This is a genomic window from Mesorhizobium sp. LNHC232B00 (assembly GCF_000502435.1).
Classification (GTDB): domain Bacteria; phylum Pseudomonadota; class Alphaproteobacteria; order Rhizobiales; family Rhizobiaceae; genus Mesorhizobium; species Mesorhizobium opportunistum.
The window spans coordinates 155,011-178,848 of sequence record NZ_AYWP01000002.1; the positions used below are offsets into that span (position 1 = coordinate 155,011).

Consider the following 23,838-nt stretch of genomic DNA (forward strand, 5'->3'; position numbering starts at 1 on the left):
ATGGCTGGATTGAGCAAAGCCGTGGCGGACAGCCGCGCCAACCTGCCCTTCGTCTATCGCCAGTACAGCGCCGAGCAGCTCAAGCAGGTGCTCTACAAAATGTACCTCATCCGCCGCTTCGAAGAGGGCGCGGAGGAGTGCTACACGCGCGGCCTCATCCACGGCACGATGCATTTGTCGATCGGCCAGGAGGCCAGCGCCATGGGCATCTGCATGCCGCTTGGCGAGGATGACCAGATCACCTCGACCCATCGCGGCCACGGCCACTGCATCGCCAAGGGCGCCGAGGTCAAGCGTATGTTCGCCGAGTTCTTCGGCAAGACCACGGGCTACTGCAAGGGCCGCGGCGGCTCGATGCACATTGCCGATGTCGGCAAGGGCAATCTCGGCGCCAACGGCATCGTCGGCGGCGGCATTCCGATCGCGGTGGGGGCAGCGCTCTCCTCCAAGAGGATGAAGACCGGCAAGGTCGTGGTCTCCTTCTTCGGCGACGGCGCCAACAATGAGGGCGCCTTCCACGAGGCGCTCAACATGGCCGCGATCTGGAAGCTGCCTGTCATTTTCGTCTGCGAGAACAACGGTTACGGCATGTCGACGTCGACGGCCCGTTCCACTGCGGTGAAGAACATCGCGGAGCGCGCCGCCGCCTATTCGATGCCGGGCGTCGTCGTCAACGGCAACATCTTCTCCGAGGTCGCCGAGGCGTCCTACAGGGCCGTCGAGCGTGCCCGTGCAGGCGAGGGGCCGACGCTGATCGAATCCAAGACGTACCGTCATCGCGGCCACTCCAAGAGCGACCGCAACCGCTATCGCACCAAGGAAGAGATCGAGGACTGGATGTCGAACCGCGACCCGATCGCGCTGTTCGAAAACGAGCTGCGCGAATTCGGCTTCATCGACGACAAGGGCATCGAGGCCATCCGCGATGCGGTGGCGCGGGAAATCGCCGACGGCATCGAATTCGCCAAGGCAAGCCCGGCGCCGGACATCAGCGAGACCGGAAATTATGTCTATACGGAGCAGGCGTGATGGACGCGATGGTGCGTGAACTGAGCTACGCCCAGGCGATCCAGGAAGCCATGGCGATCGCCATGGACATGGACGAACGCGTCTTCCTGATGGGCGAGGATATCGGCGTCTATGGCGGCGCCTTCCAGGTGACCGGCGATCTGGTCGAGCGCTATGGCGCGGACCGCGTGATGGACACGCCGATTTCGGAACTGGGCGGCGCCGGCGTCGCGGTCGGCGCGGCCCTCACCGGCATGCGGCCGATATTCGAATTCCAGTTTTCCGATTTCGCGACGCTCGCCATGGAGCAGATCGTCAACCAGGCGGCCAAGATGCGCTTCATGCTGGGCGGCGAGGTTTCGGTTCCCGTGGTGATGCGCTTTCCCGCCGGCTCCGGCACCGGCGCCGCCGCGCAGCACAGCCAGAGCCTCGAAGCCTGGCTCGGTCATGTGCCGGGTCTCAAGGTCATCCAGCCGGCGACGCCCTACGATGCCAAGGGCATGCTTTTGGCGGCGGTCGCCGATCCCGATCCGGTGATGATCTTCGAGCACAAGCTGCTCTACAAGATGAAGGGCCCGGTGCCCGAAGGTTACTACACGGTGCCGATCGGCAAGGCGGACATCCGCCGCGAGGGCCGCGACCTCACCATCGTCGCCACCTCGATCATGGTGCAGAAGGCGCTCGACGCCGCGGCCACCCTGGAAGCCGAAGGCATCGACGTCGAGGTCGTCGACCTCAGGACCATCCGGCCGATGGACAAGCGGACCGTCATCGACAGCGTCAAGAAGACGTCGCGGCTGATGTGCGTCTACGAAGCGGTCAAGACGCTGGGCATCGGCGCCGAGGTCAGCGCCATGATCGCCGAGAGCGAGGCGTTCGACTATCTCGACGCGCCGATCGTGCGGCTGGGCGGCGCCGAGACGCCGATCCCCTACAATCCGGAGCTGGAAAAGGCCACCGTGCCGCAGGTTCCCGACATCATCAGCGCCGCGCGCGACCTCGTGAAAGGGGTTCGCTGAGAGATGCCGACCGAAGTCATTCTTCCCAAGGTCGACATGGACATGGCGACCGGACAGATTTCGCGCTGGTTCGCCGAGGAAGGCGCCCACGTCAACAAGGGCGACGTCCTGTTCGAGATCGAGACCGACAAGGCGGCGATGGAGATCGACGCACCGGCCAGCGGCGTGCTGCGCGACGTCACCGGCAAGGAAGGCGTCGATATCGCGGTGGGCGCGGCTGTTGCCTGGATCTATGCTGATGGGGAGGCGTATGGGGACAAGGCGCCAATCTCCCCCCTCGAGGGGGAGATGTCGGCGACGCCGACAGAGGGGGTCGTCTCAGGAGGCACCGCTCCTGCGTTGAGCCCGGTCGAACCGACCCCACCCGACCGGCCTGCGGCCGGCCACCCTCCCCTCGAGGGGGAGGGGAAAACCCGCGCGACGCCTTTGGCTCGGCGCTTGGCTCGTGAAGCAGGCATTGCACTTTCCAATATCGCAGGCACGGGTCCATGCGGCCGTGTTGTAAAAGCCGACATAGACGCCGCGCTTTCCCCCCCCCTCGAGGGGGAGGTGTCCGCGAAGCGGACGGAGGGGGTCGCCTCAGAAGGCACCTCCTTCGCGCCGAGCCTCGTCGAGCCGAGCCCAGTCGAGCCGACCCCACCCGACCGGCCCGCGGCCGGCCACCCTTCCCTCAAGGGGGAGGGGGACGTGCTGCGCCTGTTCGAACTCGGCTCCTACGAACTCGTCCCGCACGACAATATGCGCAAGACCATTGCGCGGCGCCTGGTCGAGGCCAAGACCACCATCCCGCATTTCTACTTGACGCTCGACTGCGAGCTCGATGCGCTCTTGGCGTTGCGTACGCAGATCAATGCGGCGGCGCCGGTGAAGAAGACCGACAAGGGCGAGGCACCCGCCTACAAGCTGTCGGTCAACGACATGGTGATCAAGGCAATGGCGCTGGCCTTGAAGGCGGTGCCGGATGCCAATGCCTCGTGGACCGAAAGCGCCATGGTCAAGCACAAGCATGCCGATGTCGGCGTTGCCGTCTCGATCCCCGGCGGCCTGATCACGCCGATCATCCGCAAAGCGGACGAAAAGACGCTGTCCACCATCTCCAACGAGATGAAGGACCTGGCGAGCCGCGCCCGCAGCCGCAAGCTGAAGCCGGAAGAGTATCAGGGCGGTACGACGGCGGTTTCGAATCTGGGCATGTTCGGCATCAAGGACTTTGCCGCCGTCATCAACCCGCCGCATGCGACGATCCTGGCGGTTGGTGCCGGCGAGGAGCGGGCGGTGGTCAAGAATGGCGAGATCAAAATCGCCACCGTGATGTCGGTGACGCTGTCGACCGATCATCGCGCCGTCGACGGAGCGCTCGGCGCCGAACTGCTGGTCGCCTTCAAGCGGCTGATCGAAAATCCGATGGGCATGCTGGTCTAGGCCCTCTGTTGCAAGCCGGTGCCGATTGGTGCGCCGGCTTACGACGGAAATGACTTGTCAGGCGCCGACCCTTGCCCCATCTTTTCTGTGGACCGCGATCCAGGGAGGCCAGCATGCCCGCATTCGACCCATCTGATGTCAAAACCCTGTTTGGCAAGGTCATGGGCGCCTCGCCATCCGACATCAAGCTGGTGGCGCAGCGCCTGCACGACCATGCCTTCGAACCGCGCATGTCGGCGGAAGAGACGAAGCAGCTTGTCGCAAGCCTCGGCTACGACAGCTTGGATGCATTCTGTGCCGATATCGGCCTGCCCATGCATATCGCCGAGCGGTGGAGCCGTTTTGGCGTTTCCGGCGAGATGAAGCAGGTGTTCACGCTGCTGGCCGCCCAGCGCAAGCGGGTGGCCGAGGCGATCGCCGAGTTCGAATCCATGACCCATGTCGGCGTCGAGGATTTTTTGCGCGAACGCGGACTTATCTAGTTCGAACAGGAATCGAAGCTCTCCTAACCGCTTTTCGCCAGCAGCGCGGTCGCCGTGTCGCTGTCGGTGATCAGCACATTGGTGCTGACGGCCTTCAGCGCGGCGAGGATCGCGGCCACCTTGCGTTTTCCGCCGGCGGCCAGCACGACATTCGGCACCTGGCCGACCATTTCGAGATCGATGGCCATGACGCGCCCATTGACCTCGTGGTCGACCAGCCTGCCCGCGGCATCGACGAAGTAGCACAGCATGTTGGCGACCGCGCCTTTCGCCTTCAGCGACGCGATCAGCGACGACGGCACGATGCCGTGCCGGAAGATGGTGGCGTCCGGCGACATGTCCCCGACGGTGAGCAACGCGATGTCGGCGGCGGCCGCACGCCGGCGCACATCCTGCAGGGTTGGCTGCGCCCACAGGAGACCGCGAAGCGAGGGATCGTCGACCGTCACCGGCGCGGTGATCTGGTAGCTGTCGACCTCGAAGACATCGGCGACCTTGGCGGCGACGATCGACGGGTTGATCCATTGCGAATGCGGCAGGCTGCCGACCAGCGCCACCACCGAGGCGCGCTTCAACTGCCGGCGGGCGAGAAAGCCCAGGCTGGCATGCAGCGTCGCGCCGCCGCCGATGGCGAGCGTCATGCCGTCTTGCATCTGCTCGCCGAGAAAGGCGGCGACGGCGTGGCCGATCGCCTTTTCCAGATGGTCCTGGGCCGAGGGCGTCGGAATGACGACCGCGGCATTGAGGCTCCAGCGCTTCTCAAGCGCCCGTTCGAGCGCCACCTGCTCGGCGGTCGGCGCGTTGATCATGGTGACGACGATGCCTTCGGCGGTGCAGGCGGCCAGCGTGCGCATGACCTTCACCCGGGAGACGTCGAGCTTCTCGGCGATCTGCTCCTGCGTGAAGCCCTCGACATAATAGAGCCAGGCCGTCTTGACGTTGAGATCGGACGACACCATCGGCAAAAGGGCCGGTGTGGATTTCTGCGTGGGCATGTCTTCTCGTCCCTCATCAGCCATGGCCGGGCCGCGTTCTCCTCATCGGAGAAACGCCGGCCGGATGTCAATCGGATGCCGGGTTGCGGCCTGCCGATAGTTGCACATCTCTGTTCATTTGTAATTGACATTGTACATATGAACATATTTTGTGGGTTTCACGCGCTGTGTCATCCACCAGTCATATGCGCCGTGCAGGGAGGAAGAGACGGGGAGCCGGCCTGGGCCGGACCGGTCATGCACAGACAAGACAGGAGGTCTCATGAAGACGCATTTCATCAAGCGGCTGGCCAGCCAGCTGGCGCTCGCGGCAACTTTGTTTGCCGGCGTGGCAAACGCCGAGACACTGACGCTCTACACATCGCAGCCCGAGGCCGACGCGGCCAAGACCGTGGACGCCTTCAAGAAGACGCAGCCCGGCATCGACGTGACCATCTATCGCTCCGGAACCAGCGACATCCTGACCAAGATGGCGGCCGAGTTCGCCGCCGGCAGCCCGCAGCCCGACGTGCTTCTGATCGCCGACGCGGTCTCGATGGAGCTGTTGAAGAAGGACGGCCGGCTGATGCCTTATCCCGAGGCAAAGCTCGACGGCATCGAGGCCGATGCCTATGATTCCGACAAGACCTATTTCGGAAGCAAGCTGATCACCACCGGCATCGTCTACAACACCGCGGCCGCCGAAAAGCCGGAGCATTGGGCCGATCTCGCCAAGCCCGCCTATGCCGATGGCCTGGTCATGCCGAGCCCGCTCTATTCGGGAGCAGCCGCCTACCTGCTCTCGGGCTTCGTCGGCGACGCCAATTATGGCTGGGATTTCTTCCAGAAGCTGAAGACCAACAACACCGTCAGCGTGCGCGGCAATGGCGCGGTGCTGAAGTCGGTGGCATCGGGCGAGAAGCCCTATGGCATCCTGGTCGACTTCATGGCGATGAATGCCAAGAAGAAGGGCTCGCCGGTCGAGTTCGTGTTCCCCAGCGAGGGCGTGCCCGCCGTGACCGAACCGGTCGCCATCATGAAGACCGCCAAGAATGTGGAAGGCGCCAAGAAGTTCGTCGACTTCATTCTTTCCGATGACGGCCAGAAGCTGGCGCTGTCCATGGGCTACCTGCCGGCGCGCGCCTCGATTGGCCGTCCCGACTGGATGCCGGAAGGCGTCAAGGTCAAGGTGATGTCGTTCGACACCAAGGCGATCGTCGCCAAGACCGACGCCGACAAGGCGAAGTTCTCCGAGCTGTTCGGCGGCTGAGCCGGCAATCGCTTCGGGGTGCCGCCTCGACGGCATCCCGAAGCGCTACGAACAAAGCCGTTCGCGGATCGATCTCAGGAAAATCAATCATGTCCACACGGATAAGGGAAAGTCGGGGCCAGGAAACGGCCCTGACGGCGGCGGTGGCCGTCGTCATCGTGCTGCTTTCCCTGCTGCCGATGCTGCGGCTCCTCAAGGAGATCGTGGCGCCTGGCGGCACGATGTCGACCGTGGCCATCGAGGCCGGGCTGAGAAGCCCGGCGACCTGGATCGCCACCTGGCACACGCTGGTCATCGGCATCGGCGGCACCCTGCTTGCGGTGCTGTCGGGAACGCTGGTGGCAGTTCTCGTCTCGCTGACGGACATTCGCGGCCGTAGCGCGCTGGTGCTTTGCTATGTCATGCCGCTGATGATCGCGCCGCAGGTGACGGCGCTGGCCTGGCTGCAACTGTTCGGCCCGGCCAGTCCGTTTCTCAAGCTGTTCGGCGCAGCACCGCCGCTAGGCACCAAAAACCCGCTCTATTCGACCTCGGGCATCATCCTGCTGCTCGGCGTGCAGTATGGCCCGCTGGTCTTCCTGCTGGTGCGTGCCGGCCTGCGCAAGCTGCCGCGCGAACTGGTCGAGGCGGCCCGCGCCGGCGGCGCCGGCTGGTTCACCGTGCTGGTCACCATCGTGCTGCCCTTGATGACGCCGTCGATCATGGCCGCGGCGGCACTCGCCTTCGTCTCCTGCGTCGGCAATTTCGGCATCCCGGCCTTCCTCGGCATTCCCGCCAACTATCTCGTGCTGCCGACGCTCATCTACCAGAAGCTGGCCGGCGGAGGCCCCGCCGTGCTTGGCGAAACGGCCTTCCTGTCGGTGCTGATCGGCGTCATCGCCATGGCGGGCATTCTCGCCCAAGAGCTCATGAGCCGCCGCCGCGACTACCGCATCAGTTCCACCTCGCTGTCGGCCGAGCCCTACGAGCTTGGCCGCTGGCGCCCCGCCGTCCAGGCCGGCATGTGGCTGCTAATCGTGCTGGTGCTGTTCCTGCCCTTGTTCGGGCTGGTGCTGACCTCACTGGTGCCCGGCTACGGCATTGCGCTCACCGCCAAGACGGCGACGCTCGACAATTATCGCTTCGTGCTGTTCGAGCACGATGCGGCGAGCCGCGCCTTCTTCAACAGTTTCTGGCTGTCGATCGCGGCGGCCTTCTTCGCGGTCCTCGTCGCAGTGCCGATCGGCTATCTGATCGCCTGGGGCAAGCAGCGCTGGGTGCGGCTGCTCAATCTGTCGGTGGAGCTGCCCTATGCCTTGCCCGGCGTGGTGCTGGCGATCGCTTCGCTGCTGCTCTTCCTGCGGCCGATCCCGCTGACCGGCATCCAGCTCTACAATACCGTCTGGATCATCCTCTACGCTTATCTCGCCCGTTTCCTGGTGCTGGCGCTGCGGCCGACCATCAGCGGCTATCACCAGATCGACCGGGCGCTGGAAGAGGCGGCGCAGGTGGCGGGCGCCGGGCTGTTCACGCGCATGCGCACCATCATCTTTCCACTGGTGGCACCGGCGGCGATCGCGGGCGGACTGCTGATCTTCATGACGGCGCTCAGCGAACTCACCGTCTCGGCGCTGCTGTGGTCGTCCGGGTCGGAGACGATCGGCGTCGTGATGTTTTCCTTCGAGCAGGGCGGCGATTCCAACTACGCGGCGGCGATGTCGGTCATCACGGTCGCGGTCACCTTCGTGCTGATGCTGGTGACCAATCTGCTTGCCCCTCATCTTCCGAGTGGAGTTCTGCCATGGCGCGACTGACCCTGGACCATGTGACCAAGAGCTTCGCCGATTTCGACGCCGTGAAGGACGTATCGATCGACGTCGCCGACGGCGAGTTCCTGGCGGTGCTCGGGCCGTCCGGCTGCGGCAAGACCACGCTGCTCAGGCTCGTCGCCGGATTCGAGAAGGTGACGTCAGGCGAGATCCGCATCGGCAGCGAAATCGTGTCGGCCAAGGGCGGCAGCGTCGCGCCGGAAAAGCGGCGCGTCGGCATCGTCTTCCAGAACTACGCGCTGTGGCCGCATATGACGGTCGCCGAAAACATCGGCTATTCGCTGAAAGTGGCGAAGCTCGACAAAGCGGTGGCGCGCCGGAAGGTCGAAGATGCACTCACCCTGGTCAATCTGCAGGGCTTGGGCGATCGCAGGCCCGCCAATCTCTCCGGCGGCCAGCGTCAACGCGTTGCCTTGGCGCGCTGTCTGGTCGCCGCCCCCTCGCTGGTGCTGTTCGACGAGCCGCTCGCCAATCTCGACGTGCATTTGAGAGCCTCGATGGAAGACGAGTTCGCCGCCTTCCACAAGCGCACGGGCACGACCATCGTCTATATCACCCACGACCAGGCCGAGGCGATGGCGCTGGCCGACCGCATCGCGGTGATGGATCACGGGCGCCTTGCGCAGCTGGCGACGCCACGCGAACTCTATCATGAGCCGGCAAATGAGATGGTGGCTTCCTTCATCTCGCAAGGAATTTTGCTCCCTGCCGATGTGCTGAGTGCCGAAAATGCCGGTCATTGCAAGGTCAGGGTTCTCGGAACCGAGTTGGTGGTGCGCTGCCGGGCCGGTGAGCAGCCACGCGCCGGCGCAAAGATATGCTGCCGCTCCGCCGATCTCGACGTTTCGCCTGACGGACCCGGCTTTGACGGCCTCGTCAAGCGGGTGATCTACCAGGGAGGTGCCGCGCGCATCGAATTCACGCCTTCCGCCGGTCCCGATCTCACCTTGCATTTCGAACAGCCCGATCCCGTGGTGCTGGAGAGCGGAGCCCAGGCACGGCTGCGCATAAAGTCCGGTTGGCTGATCCCGGGGACCCAACCGTGATGATGCTGGATTTGCTCGGCGGCTTTGGCGAAAAGGGCCGCACCAGCCTCGCAGTCAGCAGCGGCAGCGATCGCATCCTGCTCGATGTCGGCATCAAGGTTGGCGCGACGGGGGCGGAATACTATCCGGCGCTCGACGGTTCGGTTGCCGGCATCGACGCGGTCTTCGTCTCGCATGCCCATGAGGATCATGTCGGTGCGCTGAGCTGGCTGCTGTCGCGCGGCTATGCCGGCCCGATCTTCATGACGGCCGAGACCCGCGAAGAGGCGCCGGCGACGCTTGCCGCCTATGCCGATCCCGCGGACTTCAAGCGTTTTCCAATTCCTGACGATCGTATCGAAATCTTCGAACCCGGCGACACGCTGAAAAGCGGCAATCTGGCGATCAGGACGGGACGGTCGGGGCATGTCGTGGGCGGCGTCTGGTTCGCCATCGATGACGGGAAAAGCCGTGTCGCCTATTCGGCCGATGTCGTACCGGACAGCAATGTCTTCGTCATGGATACGATCCCGCACTGCGATCTCCTGGTCTTCGATGCCTCCTACGGCGCGGACCCTGTGCCGGGCGCGGCGCGGGCACGCGAAATTTCGCAGTGGGTGGCAAGGCATTCAGATGGGTGCCTGCTGCCGACGCCGCTGTCGGGACGATCGCTGGAACTGATCGCGGCCTTGCCGGGGCCGTTTGCCGTCCACGCCGGCATGCGAACGTCGCTGGAAACGCAGATCGGCGCCACGGCGGCCTTGCTGCCCGGCGTTTGCGAACTGCTGCGTGCTCGCTTGGCAAGTGCCGCCGACTGGACAGATGCGGATCCGTTGCCGCTTCTGCCGCTGCTCGCGGATGACGGCATGGGCGCCGCCGGTCCGTCGTCGCGCCTTCTGCCGCGCGCCGACCAGGCCGGGTTGCCGGTGCTTCTTACCGGACATCTGCCTGCCGGTTCACCGGGCGATCTCCTGCACAAGGCCGGCCGTGCCGACTGGGTGCGCATGCCCACCCATCCGACGCTTTCCGGCAATGTCGGTATCTGGGAGAAAGCGGGACGGCCCGACGCGCTCGGTCATTCCTGCACCACCGATCTCCTGGATGACCTGAAAAGCCACATCCCGTCGCTGCGCACCCAACGCCGTACCGGCCAACGCATCGCGGTGCCGGCTCTAAATCGAGGAGATCGAGCATGATGTCGTCCGAAAAACCGCTTCACACTTTTCGGCATCATGCTCTGGGGAGCGAACAATGAGAATCCTGATCTGCAACGATGACGGTATCGAAGCGCCGGGACTTGCCCGTCTCGTCAACGCGGTCACTGGTCTGAGCGACGATGTCTGGGTGGTCGCGCCCGATGGCAAGCGCACCGCCGCCGGGTCGTCGCTGACGATCGCGAGAGCCTTTACGATGCGGCGCGTCAAGCCGAACTGGTACTCCTGCTCCGGCACGCCGGCCGATTGCGTGGTGAGCGCGATGACATGGCTCTTCGCCGATGAGAAGAAGCCGGACCTCGTGCTGTCGGGCGTCAATGACGGCCGCAACGTCGCCGAGGATCTCGCCTATTCCGGCACGCTCGGCATTGCGCGAGAAGCGACCTTCTGGGGCGTCCCGGCGATCGGCTTTTCGCGTGTGAAGAATCCTGATTTTACTGATGGCGACGACCACTGGCTCGGCACGTTGATTGCTTCATTGTGGCAATCGCGCGGGGATTGGACGAGCGAGGGACATTGGCTCAGCGTCAACCTGCCGACTTCGCTGCCGGCCGAAATCCGGCAGCCGCGCATCGGCCGTGACAAGATTGGCCGCACCGCCGAAATCCTTGAAAGCGATGGCGATCGCACCGTCATCGCCGTGCCGCGCGGTCGTTCCCATGCAAGCAAGCCGGGCGACGAGAACGCGGCGATCGATGCCGGCTTCGTCAGCATCAACCGGCTGAACTGGTTTGGCGAAACGCGGCTGGACGAACGGTTTCTGGACGGGATTCTGGGCTGATCTTCTGCGCGTGATCATCCAGATCACCAAGCTGTCAGCGGCCAAATTGCGCCAATCCTGTGCTTATGCTTGAAGCCGCCGCTATTTCATTCCACATCGGTCAGGATGAAGGACGAGGCACGAGAACGGCGTCGGAATCTGCTGTGGGGCATTCCCGCATCGCTGATCCTGCACGCGCTTATCGCGGCGCTGCTGGTTTATGGCCTGCGCGTGCCTCCCCCACAGCCGCTGGAGGAGCAGCCGGTCAATGTCGCGATCGTGCCGCCGCCCGAGACGCCTAAGCCGAAACCTGAACCAAAGCCGCCGGAGCCGACACCTGAGAAGAAGGCTGAAAAGCCGCCTGAACAAAAGCCGCCTCCGGAACCGCCGAAACCACCAAACGACCAGGTTCTGAAGCGCGTTTTCCAGTACGGCCAGAAAGATACCGGGCCGGAGAAATCGCTCGACGGTGGCAGCGCCAAGCCCAACACGCCGTCGCCGGCCAAGGATCAGGCGGCGAAGCCGCCTGTAGCACCGACACCCACGCCGACCGAGCTTGCCCCGGCTGCAACGCCACAACAGAAGGCAGAGCCCAGCAAGCCGGACGAAAAGCCAGCCACCGTTGCGCCGGACGAAAAGCCCGCGCAAAGCGAGGAGAAGCAGGCGGCCGAGGACACTGACAAACAGCCGCCGGAGGTCGCACCGCAACCCGCCGAAAAGCAAGCGGCCGTGACGCCAGAGCCATTGCCGCCTGAGACGGGTGGCAAGCCGGCGCCTCCGGCCTCGGCCGAAAAGGCAAAGCCCAAACCTTCAAAGCCTATGAAGTTCAAATCCGCAAGAGCCTTGAAGGCCCCAGGCGGGAATGCAGGGAAGCCAGGTTCGACGAACAACGAGGTTGCGGGATCGCCGATCTATTCCGGCCTTCCGGGCGTCAGAAAGCTTTACTCGCAGGGGGCAACCGGCAATGCGTTCGCCACAAGCTCCATGGAGAACGTGCCGCGCGATCAGCGCATTGCCAACCTTTGCGCCAACGTACTGAATCAGGAATTGCAGCAGGCCGACTATTCTCCCAAATGGCTGCCAACCATTCCGCTCAAGGCAGGCAACGTTCTCAGCCGACCGGAGGCCGCCTTCAGCACGATGACCACTTGGTACCAGCTGAGCTTCCGGTGCGAGGTCGATACCGAGGCGACGAGGGTCTTGTCGTTCAACTTCCGTGTCGGCGCCGTGATCCCACGGAGCCAATGGCCGCGGCCTCTCTAGAATTGCTCCAACGCCTAGCCTAGGCGGGCACGCCGAGCCCAGACAATTGCCGGCTAACTTCATGCCAGTCGGCGCAGACGAAATCGGCGCCGGCCGCCGTCAACCGCGCGCCATGCTCGGAATAGGTGTGGCCGCCGCCGGTGTAGCCGATCGCCGTCATGCCGGCGGCGACCGCGCCCTGGATGCCGAAGGGGGAATCCTCGATGACGATGCAATCGGCTGGATTGGCGCCCATCCTGGCGGCGGCGAACAGGAAAATATCCGGCGCGGGCTTGCCGTTCTTGACCATCGAGGAACTGTAGATCGCGTCGCCGAAGAAATGCGCCAGGCCGGTGACGGCAAGGCTGTGGTTGATGCGCTCGACCGACGATGACGAGGCAACGCAGCGGTCGCCCTCGAGCGTTTCCAGGAACGCCGCGATCCCCGGCGTCGGGTTCAGCTCTTCGGAGAACAGGATCTTGGTCTCGGCCCAGATGTCGCCGTCCGCCGAAGCGGGAAACTGGTGACCGGTTAACTCTTTGATTCGGATGATGATGTCGGACTGCTTCATGCCGACGCACTGGGCGATGATGCCGCCATGGACGCCGGGCATGCCGTGCTTTTCATAGACGCGTTCATAGGCCTTGGCGGCAAGTGGCTCGCTGTCGACGAGGACGCCGTCGCAATCGAAAATGATGGGCCTTGGTCGCGCCACGCGCTTCTCTCCGGACTCGATTTCGCACATCGCTATCGGCAAAAAGTCAAATGTTCAATAGCGCGATGTTTTTAGCGGGGTCAAAGCTGGCGCAGTGCGTCGCTGGCGCGGGCGGATCCGAGCGCCCGTTGCATGGCTTGCCGGGACTGCGCGCGGTCGGGCGTGATCCAGTTCGGTTCGGCGCCGAGGAAGCGGTCGAGGAAAGCCACCGCGTAGGCCGGCATCTCGGTGACGTTCTCGCGATAGGACCACCAGGTACGCAGATCGTCGGCACATTTGTCGATGCTGGGTGCCGTGCCGAATTCCTGCTCGTAGATCGCCGAAATGACCGAGACGCAGTAGTTGGTGTAGAGGAAGCCTTCCGGCCAGAAGCGGATGATTTCCAGCGTGCCGGCATTCTGGTCCGTCTCGATGAGCTGCGCGAGGCCCGAGATTTCCCTGGCCGGCGCCTGCTTGATCAATTCGCGCAGCACGAGGCCGGCGGCGAAGACGATGAAGTCGGCGCGGTCGACCGCGGCGAAGCGCTTCTGCTCTTCCATGATCTCGACCCAGTCGAGAAAAGCCCGGGTCAGCTTCGCCTCGTCGATCTCGAAACGCACGCCGAACGTGTCCGAGACCACCTTGGCGCTGCCGCGGAAGGTGGCGCGGAACCAGCGCAGCTGCCGCAACCGGTGGCGCAGGTCGGGCATGAGGGCCAGTTCGTCCCTGAAGGGCAGTTCCATTTCACGCATCCCGTTTCGTCACAGGCTAGCACAGCCGTGCCGCCGCCGAAATCGGCCGACGGCCCGGTGGATGACCGTGACCAGGGTCAATATCATACATATTGACATTCGTGGAAACAAATGTTCTCACTTTGCTGTTGTCGCGCGCCGGTCCAAGGTGCGCTTCAACTGAGACTTCGGGAGGAGAACCGAATGGCGATTTGGCAGTGGGGACTGCTTCTGCTGGTTATTGTGTGGGCGCTGCAGTCGCTCGGCGTCTGGCTGCAGATGCGGCACTATTCGGATGTCTTCCGCGGTGTCACCGACCAGTACAAGGATGGCTTTGTCGGAGCCGGCAATTTTCGCGGCCGGCTGGCCAAGGGCACCATCGCGCTGGTCGTGGTGACGCCTGACCTGGTCGTGCGCCGCGTGATGGTGATGAGCGGCCGTTCCGTCTTCACCAAATTCAAGAGATTTCAAGAATTCGAGGGCGTTGCCCTCGATCGACTCCGGTCCAACCCTGCAATCATGGGGGAGGGGGAACCCGGTGTGGCCGAGGCCGTGAAGCGCGCGATCGAGCAGATCGACAAAGCACGGTCGGAGCCGGGGAAGAAGCCGGGCCTATCCGGTTTGAACGTAGCAAGGGCCTAAAGCACGCCGCGCACCGACTGGGATAAACCGGCGGGCGGCATAAGGAGGAGAAATGTCTGTATTTTCGTTGTTGGCGCAGCATGCCGACATGGCCGTGCACAATCTGCATGTCGCAGGTGCCATGGTCTCGGATGCTGCTTTGCATGGCAAGCTCGCCGTCGAGCATGCCTCCGACCATCTCGTTGTCCTCGCACAGGCGGACAGCGGACCGATCACCGTCGATCAGTTCAAGGAAAAGCTGAAAGAGGTCCAGCAGGAAGAGCAGCTCGGCTGGCTGACCGCCATCGGCAAATACTTCATCGGCATCTTCCAGAAGGGCGGCGAAGTGTTCGCCGGCTTCGTCACCGGCATCATCCCGACGCTGGTGGTGCTGATGACCGCCTTCTATGCCGTCACCGAGCTGGTCGGCGAAGAGCGCGTGCATGGCCTGGCGCGCGGTGCCGGCCGTATCGCGCTAACGCGCTACACGCTGCTGCCGCTGCTGGCGGTGTTCTTCCTCACCAATCCGATGGCCTATACGTTCGGATCGTTCCTGGAAGAAAAGCACAAGCCGGCCTTCTATGACGCGGCCGTGTCCTACGTGCACCCGCCGCTTGGCCTGTTCCCGCACATCAATCCCGGCGAATATTTCGTCTGGGGCGGCATTCTCGTCGCGTTGCTGGAGCTGGAAAAGAAGGGTGCGGTCGTTGCCGGTTACCACGTCAAGGTGGCGATCTGGTACGCCATCGTCGGCCTCGTCGTCATCCTGCTCAAGGGCATGCTGACCGAGCGCATCACCGCCATCATGGCACGCCGCCAGGGCGTCGAGCTGTAAGGGCGGGGAGGACAACATGGCCAAGACATACAAAGCCGTACGCATTTCCAGGGGCAACACAGGCTGGGGCGGCCCGCTCGTCATCGAGCCAACCGCGCAGCGCGACAAGATCGTCTCCGTTACGGGAGGCGGCATCCATCCCGTGGCACAGCTCATCGCCGACATGACCGGCGCCACGGCTGTCGACGGCTTCAAGGCGCCGCCGGTCGAAGGCGAGATGGCGGTCGTCGTCGTCGATTGCGGCGGTACCGCCCGCTGCGGCGTCTACCCGCGCAAGCGCATCCCGACCGTCAACCTGACGCCGGTCGGCCAGGCTGGGCCGCTCGCCCAGTTCATCACGGAAGACATCTACGTTTCGGGCGTGAAGCCGGCCAACGTCACAATGGCGGACGGATCCGAAACGGTCACCACTGCGGGGGGAGCAGCATCGATGAGTTCAAACAATAGCAATGCAGCCGCGGCACCACAGCCGCTGCCGAGCGAAGGCGGGCTTATCGGCCTGATCAGCTCGATCGGCCGCGTCATGGGTCGTGTGGTCGGCATCTTCTTCAATTCCGGCCGCCGCACCATCGACCAGGTCGTGCGCAACGTGCTGCCGTTCATGGCCTTCGTGACCATGCTCATCGGCCTGATCCTGTACACCGGCATCGGCGACGTGCTGGCCCAGCCGATGGGACCGCTGGCCAACAACATCGTCGGCCTGCTGATCATCTCGGCGATCTGCGGCCTGCCGTTCCTGTCGCCCATCCTCGGGCCAGGCGCGGTCATCGCGCAGGTCATCGGCGTCGCCATCATCGGTCCGCAGATCGCCAACGGCACGATTTCGCCGGCGATGGCCCTGCCGGCGCTGTTTGCCTACAACACCCAGGTCGGCTGCGACTTCGTTCCGGTCGGCCTGGCGCTGGGCGAAGCCAAGCCGAAGACGATCGAAATCGGTGTGCCGGCGGTGCTCATCAGCCGCCAGATCATGGGTCCGGTCTCGGTGCTGATCGCCTGGGTCGTCAGCCTGATCGTGTTCTAAGAAGCAATTCCAGGAAAAGTGTTCCACGGTTTTCCGTCCGGAATTGCTTCAAAACAAAAGAGATAGAGTGGCTCGCCGTTTCCATAAAACGATGAGCCACTCTATCTCAGGAGAGTTGGAAAATGAGGTTCGCCATATGACCGTTCTGTTGAGAACACGGGTCACAGCCATCGGACCCGAAGTGGCGGACCTTGCCGAAGGGGGCGTGGTCATCCTGTTCGCGGATGGCTCGCCGCCCGAGCTCGCCGAGGTTTCCGTGCTCCACAAGATGGAGCACGGACCTAGCGACGGCGCGCCCCAGAAGGGCGCGTCGATTACCCTTGGCGATGTTTCCGCGACCATAACCGCGGTCGGCTCCAGCGCATGGAGCAAGGTCCTCGAGATGGGCCACGTCGTCATCTCCTTCAACGGCGCCAGCGAGGCCGAGAGGCCGGGCGAAATCTGTGCATCGCAGGTCGATACACAAGCGCTCGTGGCCGCCCTGAAGACAGAGGCGATCATCACCATCGCCGCCTGAAAGCATCGCGCCGCGACCCATCTGGTTTTGGCGCTCAAAAAAGCAGAGTATTTGCCATGGAACGCTCGACCATCGTCAGAGTGCATGAAGGTCTGCACGCCCGTCCCGCCACGCGGTTCGTCAAGCTCGCCAAGGGTTTCGAATCCGATGTCGAGCTGGTCAAGGACGGCAAGGCGGTCAGCGCCAAGAGTTCCGTCAAGCTGATGCTGCTGTCGGTCAAGGAAAACCAGGAAGTCACGGTGCGGGCGAATGGCGCCGACGCCATCGAGGCCATCGAGGCGCTGATCGGCTATCTGGAAAACCCCAAGGCCGGTCTCGACGATGAAGAACCGCAGAGCCCGGCGAATGATGCCGCACCTGCACCGGCGCCCCAACCGGCGCCGGCCGCATCCAGCGAAGCAAACAGCTTGCGCGGTGTCGCCGCAAGCGAAGGCGTCGCCATCGGTCCGGCCTTCGCACATTTCCCGCCTGACATTGCCGGGCAGGGCCGCCTGTTGCAGGCCGATGAGATCGCCGGCGAGATCGACAGGTTTCGCGCCGCCATTGCCGCGGTCCAGGCGCGCATGGACCGGGCGTTGGCGCAGGACAGCCTGTCGGCCGGAGATCGCGGCATCGTCGCCGCACTCAGGGATATCGCCGCCGACGACAGCCTGACCGGCGAGGCCGAAAAAGCCATCAGGGGCGGCAATGATGCTGTTTCGGCCGTCATCACCGCCGCCTCTACCATCGCCGCCGATTTCAGCGCCGTTGACGATCATTATCTCAATGCCCGGGCCGACGATGTCCATGCCGTCGGGCGGCAGATATGCCTGGTGCTGCTGGGCCAAGACGACGTCAGCCTGGAAAATATCCCGGAAGGGGCCATTCTCATCGCCGACGACATCGGCGCCTGGGATCTGGCGCGCGCGCCGCTGAAACGCATCGGCGGGGTGGTTTGCGGCCATGGCGGCGCTACCTCGCACATCGCCATCATCGCCCGCTCGCATGGCATTCCGGCGGTGCTGGGCCTCGGCAACAAGGTCAATGCCCTGCGTGCCGCTCAAGAGGTGGCGCTCGACGGCAATAGCGGCCATGTGATCGTCGACCCCGATGCGGCGACGCGCGCCGATTTCGCGGGCCGCGTCGAGGCGGCGGCAAAGGAGCGTGCCGGGCTTAGCGTCTTCAAGACGGTGACGCCGAAGCGCGCCGACGGCAGGGTTATCGAGGTCGCCGCCAATATCGGCTCGCTGGAAGAGATCGAGGCGGCGCAGGAAGCCGGCGCCATGGGCGTCGGCCTGTTCCGCACCGAGCTTCTGTTCATGCGCCATATGCATCTCCCCTCGGAGGACATGCAGGCGGAGACCTATGCGGCGCTGGCCAAGGCCTTCGCACCCTACCCGGTCATCGTGCGCACGCTCGATATCGGCGGCGACAAGCCGATTGCCGGCATCGAATTCCCCGACGAGGAGAATCCTTTCCTCGGCTGGCGCGGCATCCGCATGTGCCTCGACCGGCCCGACATCTTCAAGCGCCAGCTCAGGGCGCTGCTCCGGGCAGCCGTGCACGGCAACATCAAGGTGATGCTGCCGATGGTGTCCGATATTTCCGAAGTCACGCGCACCCGCGCACTGGTCGATGAATGTGCCGCCGAGCTGAAGGCCGAAGGCGCGCCTTACGCAACGTTCGACCTCGGCGTGATGATCGAGACCCCGGCCGCCGTGCTGATCGCGCCGGCGCTGGCAAAAGAAGTGGCCTTCTTCTCGATCGGCACCAACGATCTCACCCAGTACATCATGGCCGCCGACAGGCTGAACCCTACGGTGGCCAAGCTCAACGACGTCAGCAATCCGGCCGTCATGTCGGCGATCGAGCTCACGGCCAAGGCCGGCGTCGCGGCCGGCATCATGGTCGGCATGTGCGGTGAGGCGGCCGGGCGGCCGGATCTCATCCCCACCTTCCTCGAGATGGGGCTGACCGAACTTTCGATGAGCCCGGCCTCGATCCAGCGCGCCAAGAAAACGATCATGGCCATCGCCGGGGACTAAATCCCTGAGCTACGGCAAATGCGCAAGCAGGGTGGCGAAGACAGGCGTCAGTTCATTGACCGGGCTCGCCCTGCCGCAGGCCTGAGCGATGCGGTCGTGACGTATATCGGCCGCCAGGATCGCGATCTCCAGCATGTCGGGCTCCGGCGCGCCGTCGCGGCCGGTCGTCGCCAGGCCGCAAGCCAAGACGACCGGTGCCAGACAGCTTATGTCGAGTGCCCGGTCACCCGCCGCCGTCGTTTCCGGGGCGGTTTCGCCAAAGCGGACCGGACGCTGGGCGAGGCACTCAACCAGCAGCGCCGAACAGGTGGCCGCGATCGCCTGCAGGCCGGCACCGGGCGCGGTCAGCGCGGCCAGCAGATCGCCATGCCGCTTGCGCATCGTGGCATGAACGGCGGCGAAATCGGCTTCATGGATACGGGCATTGTCGATCTTCAGCCCGGCAAGCACCGCCTTGGTCAGATAGTACATGTCGCGCCGGAACAGGCGCTCCGCGCTCAACTGCCGGTCCTCGTTTCCGGCCGGGAAATAGGTGCCGAGGCCCTTTACGGTCGTTCCGTCGACCTTGATCGGGCGCTCGTGCGGGACAAAGGATTCGGCGATCGACAGGGCTTCGTCGACGGCACTCGCGGCGTGGCTGAGCAGGCCTTCGATGCCTTTGCCCGGAAATGGCGGCAGGTGACTGGTGGCTTCGTGCAGCAGGCTGGCGTCGCCGGTGCCGTCATGGCGGCTCTGGCGGATGATGTCGCGGACTTCCCGCAACCGGTCCTTCAGGTTGACGCGGACATCTTCGGAGATTTGTCGGAGCATCGCGGGTCGCCTCGAAAGTGCCGTGGAGGGCCGTCAGCAGCAGCCAGCCACCAACACTACATTGTTCCTATCGATTGGCAGATCAATAGGCGATACTAAAACGGCACGCAGAATCGGCAATGGCGTGCTGGTCCATCGCTGCGGGGGAGGAATGATTTGGGCAGGCGACGACAAACCGGAGAGGGGCGGGTCGACGAGGGGCGGATCGGAGCCGGAGCGACCGAGCAGGTCGCCAGCGAGAGCCGGACGGATCGCCTCAGGATCCGCGCCGCCTGGATGTATTTCGTCGAGCAGATGACGCAGAACGAGATCGCCGACGTGCTCGGCGTCGGCCGCGTCACCATCGTGCGCATGCTGGCGGAGGCCCGCGCGCGCAACGAGGTGAAGATCACCATCGAGAGCGAGCTCCTGGAGATCGTGCGGCTGGAGCGTGCGCTCGAAAGGACCTTCGGCCTGCAGCAGGCGCTGGTGGCGCCGCTGACGGCGGCCAATGCCGATCCGATCCCGGCAATCGCCGCCAAGACCGGCATGTTCCTGTCCGATGCGATGAAATCGGGCATGCGGGTCGGTGTCGGCTGGGGTGTGACGCTGTTCCACACTTTGCCGTTCATCAGCGCCAAGTCGCTGACCGATTTCAGCGTGATATCGCTGCTTGGCGGTGTTGGCGTCGCGCGCCGGGTCAACCCGGCCGAGTTCGCGTGGCGCTTCGCCCAGATCTTCCAGGGTGACGGCTATCTGATGCCGACACCGGCCGTGGTCGACAGCATCGAGACCAAGATCGCGCTGGTCGAGCGCTGCGGCCTGCAGGAGATTTTCGAAATGGCCGACGCGCTCGATGCCGTCCTGCTGAGCGTTGGCGGCATCGCTTCGGCCACCACCTTCTCGCGCGGCGGCTTTCTCAAGGAAGCGGACCGGGAGGCCCTGCTTGCGCGTGGCGCCGTCGGCGACCTTCTGTTCCATTTCTACGACCGCAACGGCGATCTGGTCGACCATCCCGTCAACAGCCATGTGATGTCGGTGGATGTCGATCGCCTGCGCAAGGCGCCGATCCGCATCCTCACTTCCGGCGGCGAGGAGAAGACAGCGGCGCTGCTCGGCGCCATGAACCTGATCGCGCCGACGATCCTGATCACCGACGAGGAAAGCGCAAGGCGCATGCTTGATGCGGTCAGCGGAAGCTGAAGGAAGCAGTGATGTAGTCCGGCCAGGCCTGCTGTTCGTCGAAAACAGGGGCAAGATCCGATGTGTCGGCCAGGATTCCGCTCAGCACCAGCGCCGTGGCGACGCCGGCGCCATTTCCGCCCGCTATGTCGTGCTCGACGCTGTCGCCGACGCAGACCACCCTGCCACGATCCGGCTCGCCGGCCAGCGCAAGCGCGGCGTCGAAGATCGCCGGATAGGGCTTGCCGATGCGGGTGACGCTGCCGCCAAGGCTTTCGTAGAGATCGGCGAGTTCGCCCGCGCCGAAGCGGGGGCCGACCGCCGTCAGCATGATCCTGTCGGGATTGGTGCAGAAGCATGGCACCTGCCGTGCCGCCGCCGGAGCAAACAGCCTGCGATAGTGGTCGAGCTCGTAGCGGTCGCCCTCGCTGGCCGAGATCAGCACCAGTTCGGCCTCTTCGCCTGCCTCGGTCGGCACAAAGGGCAGGCCGTCGATCGCCGTGCGGTCGCCGTCGCGGCTGATCAGCAGGCATTTTGTCCCCGGCCGCAGCTTTCCCGATGCCGCCATGTCATTGAAGGAGCGCCATGCCACCTCGCCGGAGGAGACGAAATGATCCCAGCTTCCGGCGGCGAAGCCGAGCTTGAGCAGGCGCTCCTCGTTGGGCCTGGCGCGCTTGCCGGAATTGGAAATCAGCACCACCGTCTTGCCGGCGTGCTTCAACGCCGACAATGCCGCCACCGCGCCGGGATAAGGAGCCTGGCCGTCATGCAGCACGCCGAACTGGTCGAGCAGGAAAACCTGGTAGCGCTCAGCCAGCGGCGCGATGCCGTCGAGACGTTCGATCCTTTTCGCGATCATGCCAGTCCTGCCTTGGCCGCGCCCTTCAGCGCCAGCCTGGCGGTGCCGGCTGCAGCCTCGTCGGACAGCGTGGGCAGGAAATCGACGCCGAGCTTGCGCTGCCGGATCGCCGTCCATGCCGGATTTGCCGCGCCGCCGCCGACGCTCCTGACCGATGTCAGCGCCGGTGCGCCAAGCTCTGCCAGCCTGCTGTAGCCGAGCGCCTCGATCGCGGCCATGCCCTCGAGCATCGCTTTGAGATAGTCGGCGTCGTCTGCCGGCTTAGGGGTGAGGCGTGGCGGCAGGGCCGGATCGGCGATGGGGAACCGTTCGCCCGCTGTGCTCAGCGGATAATAATCGAGGCCGGTCTCGGTCGTAGGGTCGATCGCCGCACTGAGTTCGATGATCCGCGCTAGCGGAAAATGCTGGGCCAGTACCTTGCCGCCGGAATTCGAAGCGCCGCCCGCCAGCCAGGTGTCGCCGAGCCGATGGCTGTAGATGCCGAAGCGCGGCGCCGAGATCGGCCGGTCGGACAGGATCTTGATGGTCAGCGAGGATCCCAGCGCGGTGACGCCGTCGCCGGTGGCCGTAGCGCCGGTCGCCAGGAACGAGGCGCAGCCATCGGTGGTGCCGGCAACCACGGCCACATCGCGCGGCAGGCCGAACAGATCCGCCATGGCTGGGGTGAGGGTGCCGGTGACATCGCCAGGCTTGACCACGCGCGGCAGCAAGTCCATGCGCATGCCGGCTGCCGCGATCCAGTCCGGCCAGCGCCGGGCCTCGACGTCATAGCCCGTCTTCAGCGCGTTGTTCTCGTCGCTGACATCGAAACGTCCGGACAGGTTTCCCGCGATCCAGTCGGCCTGGTGCAGCACTGCCGCGATGCCGGGCAGATGCTGGAACAGCAAAGCCTTGGCGAGGCCCGACGTCGCCCCGTGTGCGGCGCTTGCCTCCGGCGCCTCGCGCGCGATCGCGGCCAGGATTCCGCCGTCGGCGACCTTGTCGTTGTACATCAGCGGTTCCGCCAGCGGCCGCCCGGCGGCGTCGACCGGCAGCAGCGTGCCCGACGTGCCGTCGACGGCGATGGCACGAACCGCGGCGCCGTCGATGCCCGAAAGCAGCTCCGTCAGCGCCGCCTGGACCGCCTGCCACCATGCCGAGGGCGCGCGTGGATCCTGGCTGAACGTGTCGAGGCGGACAGCGGACTGGCCTGCAATGGAAAAGTCCGGACGCATGGCGACGGCCCGCGCGCCCGATGTGCCGATGTCGATGCCGATCACAAGGGGCATCATCTCAGTCCTTTGCTAGCCGCCGGCCGCGTTGAGCTTCTGGCGATACTGCTCGGCGTCCCAGTTGACCAGTTCGTCGTTTTCGGCGGCAGTGAGATAGTTCAGACGCGCCGCCACGTCGACGCGTGCCGTCACGTCGGCGAGGCAACGCTGCATGGCATCGGCACCGGCACTGGCGTCGCCGCGCATCAGGATCCCGGCGCCGGGAAACAAGATCGCCACGGGTGCGGCGCCGAGCCGCGCGATGACACCGGCCGCGCCTTCGCCTGGCTCGGCCACGACCGAGCCCTGGCCGAGGAAGATGACATGGTCCGGATAGAGGCTGCCGGCCTCGGCCATGCGGCGGCTTTCCGGATCGAGCGCGACCGCATGCGCCTCGATATCCGCCGGCAATCGGTAGACGCTGTCGCCGGCAAGCGTTGTCAGGGCCGCGATGTCTGGCGCGGCGGTGACGCGTGCCGGTCGCGCCAGGAGCGACCGGACGCGGCGCAGCAGGAGGTCAGCCTCGGCCACGGTTTCGGCGGCGACGACCAGCCCGTGATTGCCAAGGACCAGCACATCGACACCGGGCCGCAGCTTCTCGGCAATGCCGCGGGCGAGCGGCAGACCTGGACGGAAATAGGGGACATAGGCCCATTCGATGCCGTCCAGCCGCCTGGCGACCTCGGTCTCGCCATTGGCCTGCACGGCAAGCGAAATCGTATCGACGCAGTGGACATGCAGAACCACGCGCTGCGGCATCAAGGCATGCACCGTGGTCTCGATCGATGGGCGCAGGCCGCGCGGATTGAGTTCATCGATGGCAAAGGCCTGCGGCTTGTCGGCTGCCGGATTGCGCTCTTCGACCGCCTTGAGCAACGGCGCCATCGCCACCGGCACCATGATGTCGTCGCTGAGCGCATCCTTCAGCCATGTGCCCGAAGCCTTGATCCACAGCGTGTCGCCGGCCTTGAGCGAGGTGTTGCCGCCCGCCGCCTGGGTCATGTGCGGGTTCAGCCCGATGCCGGCCGAAAGCGCCCGCAAGGCTGCCAGTTCCTGTGCATCAGCCTGGTTTGCCATGGCGCCTTCTTCTC

At 64.8% G+C, this 23,838-nt stretch carries 23 protein-coding genes; 16 read left to right on the forward strand and 7 right to left on the reverse strand.

The window, feature by feature from the left end:
- From X743_RS165735 to X743_RS165720, 4 genes are all read left to right on the forward strand, one after another.
- A complete protein-coding gene (locus X743_RS165735; protein ID WP_023763800.1) occupies window positions 1-1,029 on the forward strand; it encodes a thiamine pyrophosphate-dependent dehydrogenase E1 component subunit alpha in 1,029 nt (342 codons plus the stop codon).
- Window positions 1,029-2,027, forward strand: coding sequence for an alpha-ketoacid dehydrogenase subunit beta (locus X743_RS165730; RefSeq protein ID WP_023763801.1), 999 nt, complete (start codon window positions 1,029-1,031; stop codon window positions 2,025-2,027). Before X743_RS165735 ends, X743_RS165730 begins: the two co-directional genes overlap by 1 nt.
- A 3-nt stretch (window positions 2,028-2,030) precedes the next feature.
- A complete protein-coding gene (locus X743_RS165725) occupies window positions 2,031-3,449 on the forward strand; it encodes a pyruvate dehydrogenase complex dihydrolipoamide acetyltransferase (RefSeq protein ID WP_023763802.1) in 1,419 nt (472 codons plus the stop codon).
- A 113-nt stretch (window positions 3,450-3,562) separates the two neighbouring features.
- Window positions 3,563-3,931 carry a hypothetical protein gene (locus X743_RS165720; protein ID WP_013892722.1) on the forward strand — a complete coding sequence of 123 codons (369 nt, stop codon included), beginning with the start codon at window positions 3,563-3,565 and terminating at the stop codon, window positions 3,929-3,931.
- A gap of 23 nt (window positions 3,932-3,954) precedes the next feature.
- Here X743_RS165720 and X743_RS165715 read toward each other — a convergent pair whose 3' ends face one another.
- On the reverse strand, window positions 3,955-4,926 hold the full coding sequence (locus X743_RS165715; RefSeq protein ID WP_023763803.1) for a sugar-binding domain-containing protein: 972 nt from the start codon (window positions 4,924-4,926) through the stop codon (window positions 3,955-3,957).
- Between the two features lie 262 nt (window positions 4,927-5,188).
- Between X743_RS165715 and X743_RS165710 the strand changes: the two genes are divergently transcribed.
- The 6 genes from X743_RS165710 (at window position 5,189) to X743_RS165685 (ending at window position 12,245) form a co-directional block, all read left to right on the forward strand.
- Window positions 5,189-6,175, forward strand: a complete 987-nt coding sequence (locus X743_RS165710) for an ABC transporter substrate-binding protein (protein WP_023763804.1) — start codon at window positions 5,189-5,191, stop codon at window positions 6,173-6,175.
- A gap of 89 nt (window positions 6,176-6,264) precedes the next feature.
- On the forward strand, window positions 6,265-7,968 hold the full coding sequence (locus X743_RS165705) for an iron ABC transporter permease (RefSeq protein WP_023763805.1): 1,704 nt from the start codon (window positions 6,265-6,267) through the stop codon (window positions 7,966-7,968).
- Entirely contained in the window at window positions 7,956-9,029 is a 1,074-nt protein-coding gene (locus tag X743_RS165700) for an ABC transporter ATP-binding protein (RefSeq protein WP_023763806.1), read from the forward strand. The genes X743_RS165705 and X743_RS165700 overlap by 13 nt, the downstream gene beginning before the upstream one ends.
- Complete coding sequence (locus tag X743_RS165695) at window positions 9,029-10,204, forward strand: MBL fold metallo-hydrolase (RefSeq protein WP_023763807.1); 1,176 nt, start codon at window positions 9,029-9,031, stop codon at window positions 10,202-10,204. The genes X743_RS165700 and X743_RS165695 overlap by 1 nt, the downstream gene beginning before the upstream one ends.
- A gap of 55 nt (window positions 10,205-10,259) precedes the next feature.
- Window positions 10,260-11,003 (forward strand): 5'/3'-nucleotidase SurE, encoded by a 744-nt coding sequence (locus tag X743_RS165690; protein WP_023763808.1) that lies wholly within the window; start codon window positions 10,260-10,262, stop codon window positions 11,001-11,003.
- A gap of 105 nt (window positions 11,004-11,108) precedes the next feature.
- Window positions 11,109-12,245 (forward strand): DUF930 domain-containing protein, encoded by a 1,137-nt coding sequence (locus X743_RS165685; RefSeq protein WP_023763809.1) that lies wholly within the window; start codon window positions 11,109-11,111, stop codon window positions 12,243-12,245.
- A 19-nt stretch (window positions 12,246-12,264) separates the two neighbouring features.
- On the opposite strand, the gene X743_RS165680 is transcribed toward X743_RS165685, so the two are convergent.
- Together X743_RS165680 and X743_RS165675 are read right to left on the reverse strand one after the other, a co-directional pair.
- Window positions 12,265-12,939 (reverse strand): HAD family phosphatase, encoded by a 675-nt coding sequence (locus tag X743_RS165680; protein WP_023763810.1) that lies wholly within the window; start codon window positions 12,937-12,939, stop codon window positions 12,265-12,267.
- An 80-nt stretch (window positions 12,940-13,019) separates the two neighbouring features.
- On the reverse strand, window positions 13,020-13,661 hold the full coding sequence (locus X743_RS165675) for a hypothetical protein (protein ID WP_023763811.1): 642 nt from the start codon (window positions 13,659-13,661) through the stop codon (window positions 13,020-13,022).
- 192 nt (window positions 13,662-13,853) lie between these two features.
- On the opposite strand from X743_RS165675, the gene X743_RS165670 reads away from it, so the two are divergent.
- The 5 genes from X743_RS165670 (at window position 13,854) to ptsP (ending at window position 18,667) form a co-directional block, all read left to right on the forward strand.
- Window positions 13,854-14,291, forward strand: coding sequence for a transcriptional regulator GutM (locus tag X743_RS165670; RefSeq protein ID WP_013892732.1), 438 nt, complete (start codon window positions 13,854-13,856; stop codon window positions 14,289-14,291).
- 52 nt (window positions 14,292-14,343) lie between these two features.
- Window positions 14,344-15,105: a PTS glucitol/sorbitol transporter subunit IIC gene (locus tag X743_RS165665; protein WP_013892733.1), complete on the forward strand. Its 762-nt coding sequence runs from the start codon at window positions 14,344-14,346 to the stop codon at window positions 15,103-15,105.
- Between the two features lie 16 nt (window positions 15,106-15,121).
- Window positions 15,122-16,126, forward strand: a complete 1,005-nt coding sequence (locus X743_RS165660) for a PTS glucitol/sorbitol transporter subunit IIB (RefSeq protein ID WP_023763813.1) — start codon at window positions 15,122-15,124, stop codon at window positions 16,124-16,126.
- A gap of 136 nt (window positions 16,127-16,262) precedes the next feature.
- Complete coding sequence (locus X743_RS165655) at window positions 16,263-16,643, forward strand: PTS glucitol/sorbitol transporter subunit IIA (protein WP_023763814.1); 381 nt, start codon at window positions 16,263-16,265, stop codon at window positions 16,641-16,643.
- Between the two features lie 56 nt (window positions 16,644-16,699).
- A complete protein-coding gene (gene ptsP, locus X743_RS165650; protein WP_023763815.1) occupies window positions 16,700-18,667 on the forward strand; it encodes a phosphoenolpyruvate--protein phosphotransferase in 1,968 nt (655 codons plus the stop codon).
- Window positions 18,668-18,676: 9 nt separating this feature from the next.
- Here ptsP and X743_RS165645 read toward each other — a convergent pair whose 3' ends face one another.
- Window positions 18,677-19,477 carry a hypothetical protein gene (locus X743_RS165645; RefSeq protein ID WP_023763816.1) on the reverse strand — a complete coding sequence of 267 codons (801 nt, stop codon included), beginning with the start codon at window positions 19,475-19,477 and terminating at the stop codon, window positions 18,677-18,679.
- A 156-nt stretch (window positions 19,478-19,633) separates the two neighbouring features.
- Here X743_RS165645 and X743_RS165640 point away from each other — a divergent pair, with 156 nt between their 5' ends.
- Window positions 19,634-20,659, forward strand: coding sequence for a sugar-binding transcriptional regulator (locus X743_RS165640; RefSeq protein ID WP_023763817.1), 1,026 nt, complete (start codon window positions 19,634-19,636; stop codon window positions 20,657-20,659).
- Here the strand turns inward: X743_RS165640 and X743_RS165635 are convergent.
- Genes X743_RS165635 through X743_RS165625 form a run of 3 tightly spaced genes read right to left on the reverse strand, consistent with a single transcriptional unit; the run spans window position 20,646 to window position 23,824 of the window.
- Entirely contained in the window at window positions 20,646-21,497 is an 852-nt protein-coding gene (locus X743_RS165635) for a TIGR01459 family HAD-type hydrolase (RefSeq protein ID WP_023763818.1), read from the reverse strand. The genes X743_RS165640 and X743_RS165635 overlap by 14 nt on opposite strands.
- Window positions 21,494-22,768, reverse strand: a complete 1,275-nt coding sequence (locus X743_RS165630) for an FGGY-family carbohydrate kinase (protein WP_023763819.1) — start codon at window positions 22,766-22,768, stop codon at window positions 21,494-21,496. Before X743_RS165630 ends, X743_RS165635 begins: the two co-directional genes overlap by 4 nt.
- Window positions 22,769-22,780: 12 nt before the next feature.
- Window positions 22,781-23,824, reverse strand: a complete 1,044-nt coding sequence (locus tag X743_RS165625) for a class II aldolase/adducin family protein (RefSeq protein WP_023763820.1) — start codon at window positions 23,822-23,824, stop codon at window positions 22,781-22,783.
- Window positions 23,825-23,838 lie beyond the last annotated feature (14 nt).

Excerpts from the sequence above, each read along its gene's own strand:
- ptsP (WP_023763815.1), top strand. The coding sequence starts at position 16,700 with ATGGAACGCTCGACCATCGTCAGAGTGCATGAAGGTCTGCACGCCCGT.
- X743_RS165675 (WP_023763811.1), bottom strand. The coding sequence starts at position 13,661 with ATGGAACTGCCCTTCAGGGACGAACTGGCCCTCATGCCCGACCTGCGC.
- X743_RS165670 (WP_013892732.1), top strand. The coding sequence starts at position 13,854 with ATGGCGATTTGGCAGTGGGGACTGCTTCTGCTGGTTATTGTGTGGGCG.
- X743_RS165630 (WP_023763819.1), bottom strand. The coding sequence starts at position 22,768 with ATGATGCCCCTTGTGATCGGCATCGACATCGGCACATCGGGCGCGCGG.
- X743_RS165725 (WP_023763802.1), top strand. The coding sequence starts at position 2,031 with ATGCCGACCGAAGTCATTCTTCCCAAGGTCGACATGGACATGGCGACC.
- X743_RS165720 (WP_013892722.1), top strand. The coding sequence starts at position 3,563 with ATGCCCGCATTCGACCCATCTGATGTCAAAACCCTGTTTGGCAAGGTC.
- X743_RS165710 (WP_023763804.1), top strand. The coding sequence starts at position 5,189 with ATGAAGACGCATTTCATCAAGCGGCTGGCCAGCCAGCTGGCGCTCGCG.
- X743_RS165660 (WP_023763813.1), top strand. The coding sequence starts at position 15,122 with ATGGCCAAGACATACAAAGCCGTACGCATTTCCAGGGGCAACACAGGC.
- X743_RS165715 (WP_023763803.1), bottom strand. The coding sequence starts at position 4,926 with ATGCCCACGCAGAAATCCACACCGGCCCTTTTGCCGATGGTGTCGTCC.
- X743_RS165690 (WP_023763808.1), top strand. The coding sequence starts at position 10,260 with ATGAGAATCCTGATCTGCAACGATGACGGTATCGAAGCGCCGGGACTT.
- X743_RS165735 (WP_023763800.1), top strand. The coding sequence starts at position 1 with ATGGCTGGATTGAGCAAAGCCGTGGCGGACAGCCGCGCCAACCTGCCC.
- X743_RS165665 (WP_013892733.1), top strand. The coding sequence starts at position 14,344 with ATGTCTGTATTTTCGTTGTTGGCGCAGCATGCCGACATGGCCGTGCAC.
- X743_RS165645 (WP_023763816.1), bottom strand. The coding sequence starts at position 19,477 with ATGCTCCGACAAATCTCCGAAGATGTCCGCGTCAACCTGAAGGACCGG.
- X743_RS165685 (WP_023763809.1), top strand. The coding sequence starts at position 11,109 with ATGAAGGACGAGGCACGAGAACGGCGTCGGAATCTGCTGTGGGGCATT.
- X743_RS165635 (WP_023763818.1), bottom strand. The coding sequence starts at position 21,497 with ATGATCGCGAAAAGGATCGAACGTCTCGACGGCATCGCGCCGCTGGCT.
- X743_RS165625 (WP_023763820.1), bottom strand. The coding sequence starts at position 23,824 with ATGGCAAACCAGGCTGATGCACAGGAACTGGCAGCCTTGCGGGCGCTT.
- X743_RS165700 (WP_023763806.1), top strand. The coding sequence starts at position 7,956 with ATGGCGCGACTGACCCTGGACCATGTGACCAAGAGCTTCGCCGATTTC.
- X743_RS165705 (WP_023763805.1), top strand. The coding sequence starts at position 6,265 with ATGTCCACACGGATAAGGGAAAGTCGGGGCCAGGAAACGGCCCTGACG.
- X743_RS165695 (WP_023763807.1), top strand. The coding sequence starts at position 9,029 with ATGATGCTGGATTTGCTCGGCGGCTTTGGCGAAAAGGGCCGCACCAGC.
- X743_RS165655 (WP_023763814.1), top strand. The coding sequence starts at position 16,263 with ATGACCGTTCTGTTGAGAACACGGGTCACAGCCATCGGACCCGAAGTG.
- X743_RS165730 (WP_023763801.1), top strand. The coding sequence starts at position 1,029 with ATGGACGCGATGGTGCGTGAACTGAGCTACGCCCAGGCGATCCAGGAA.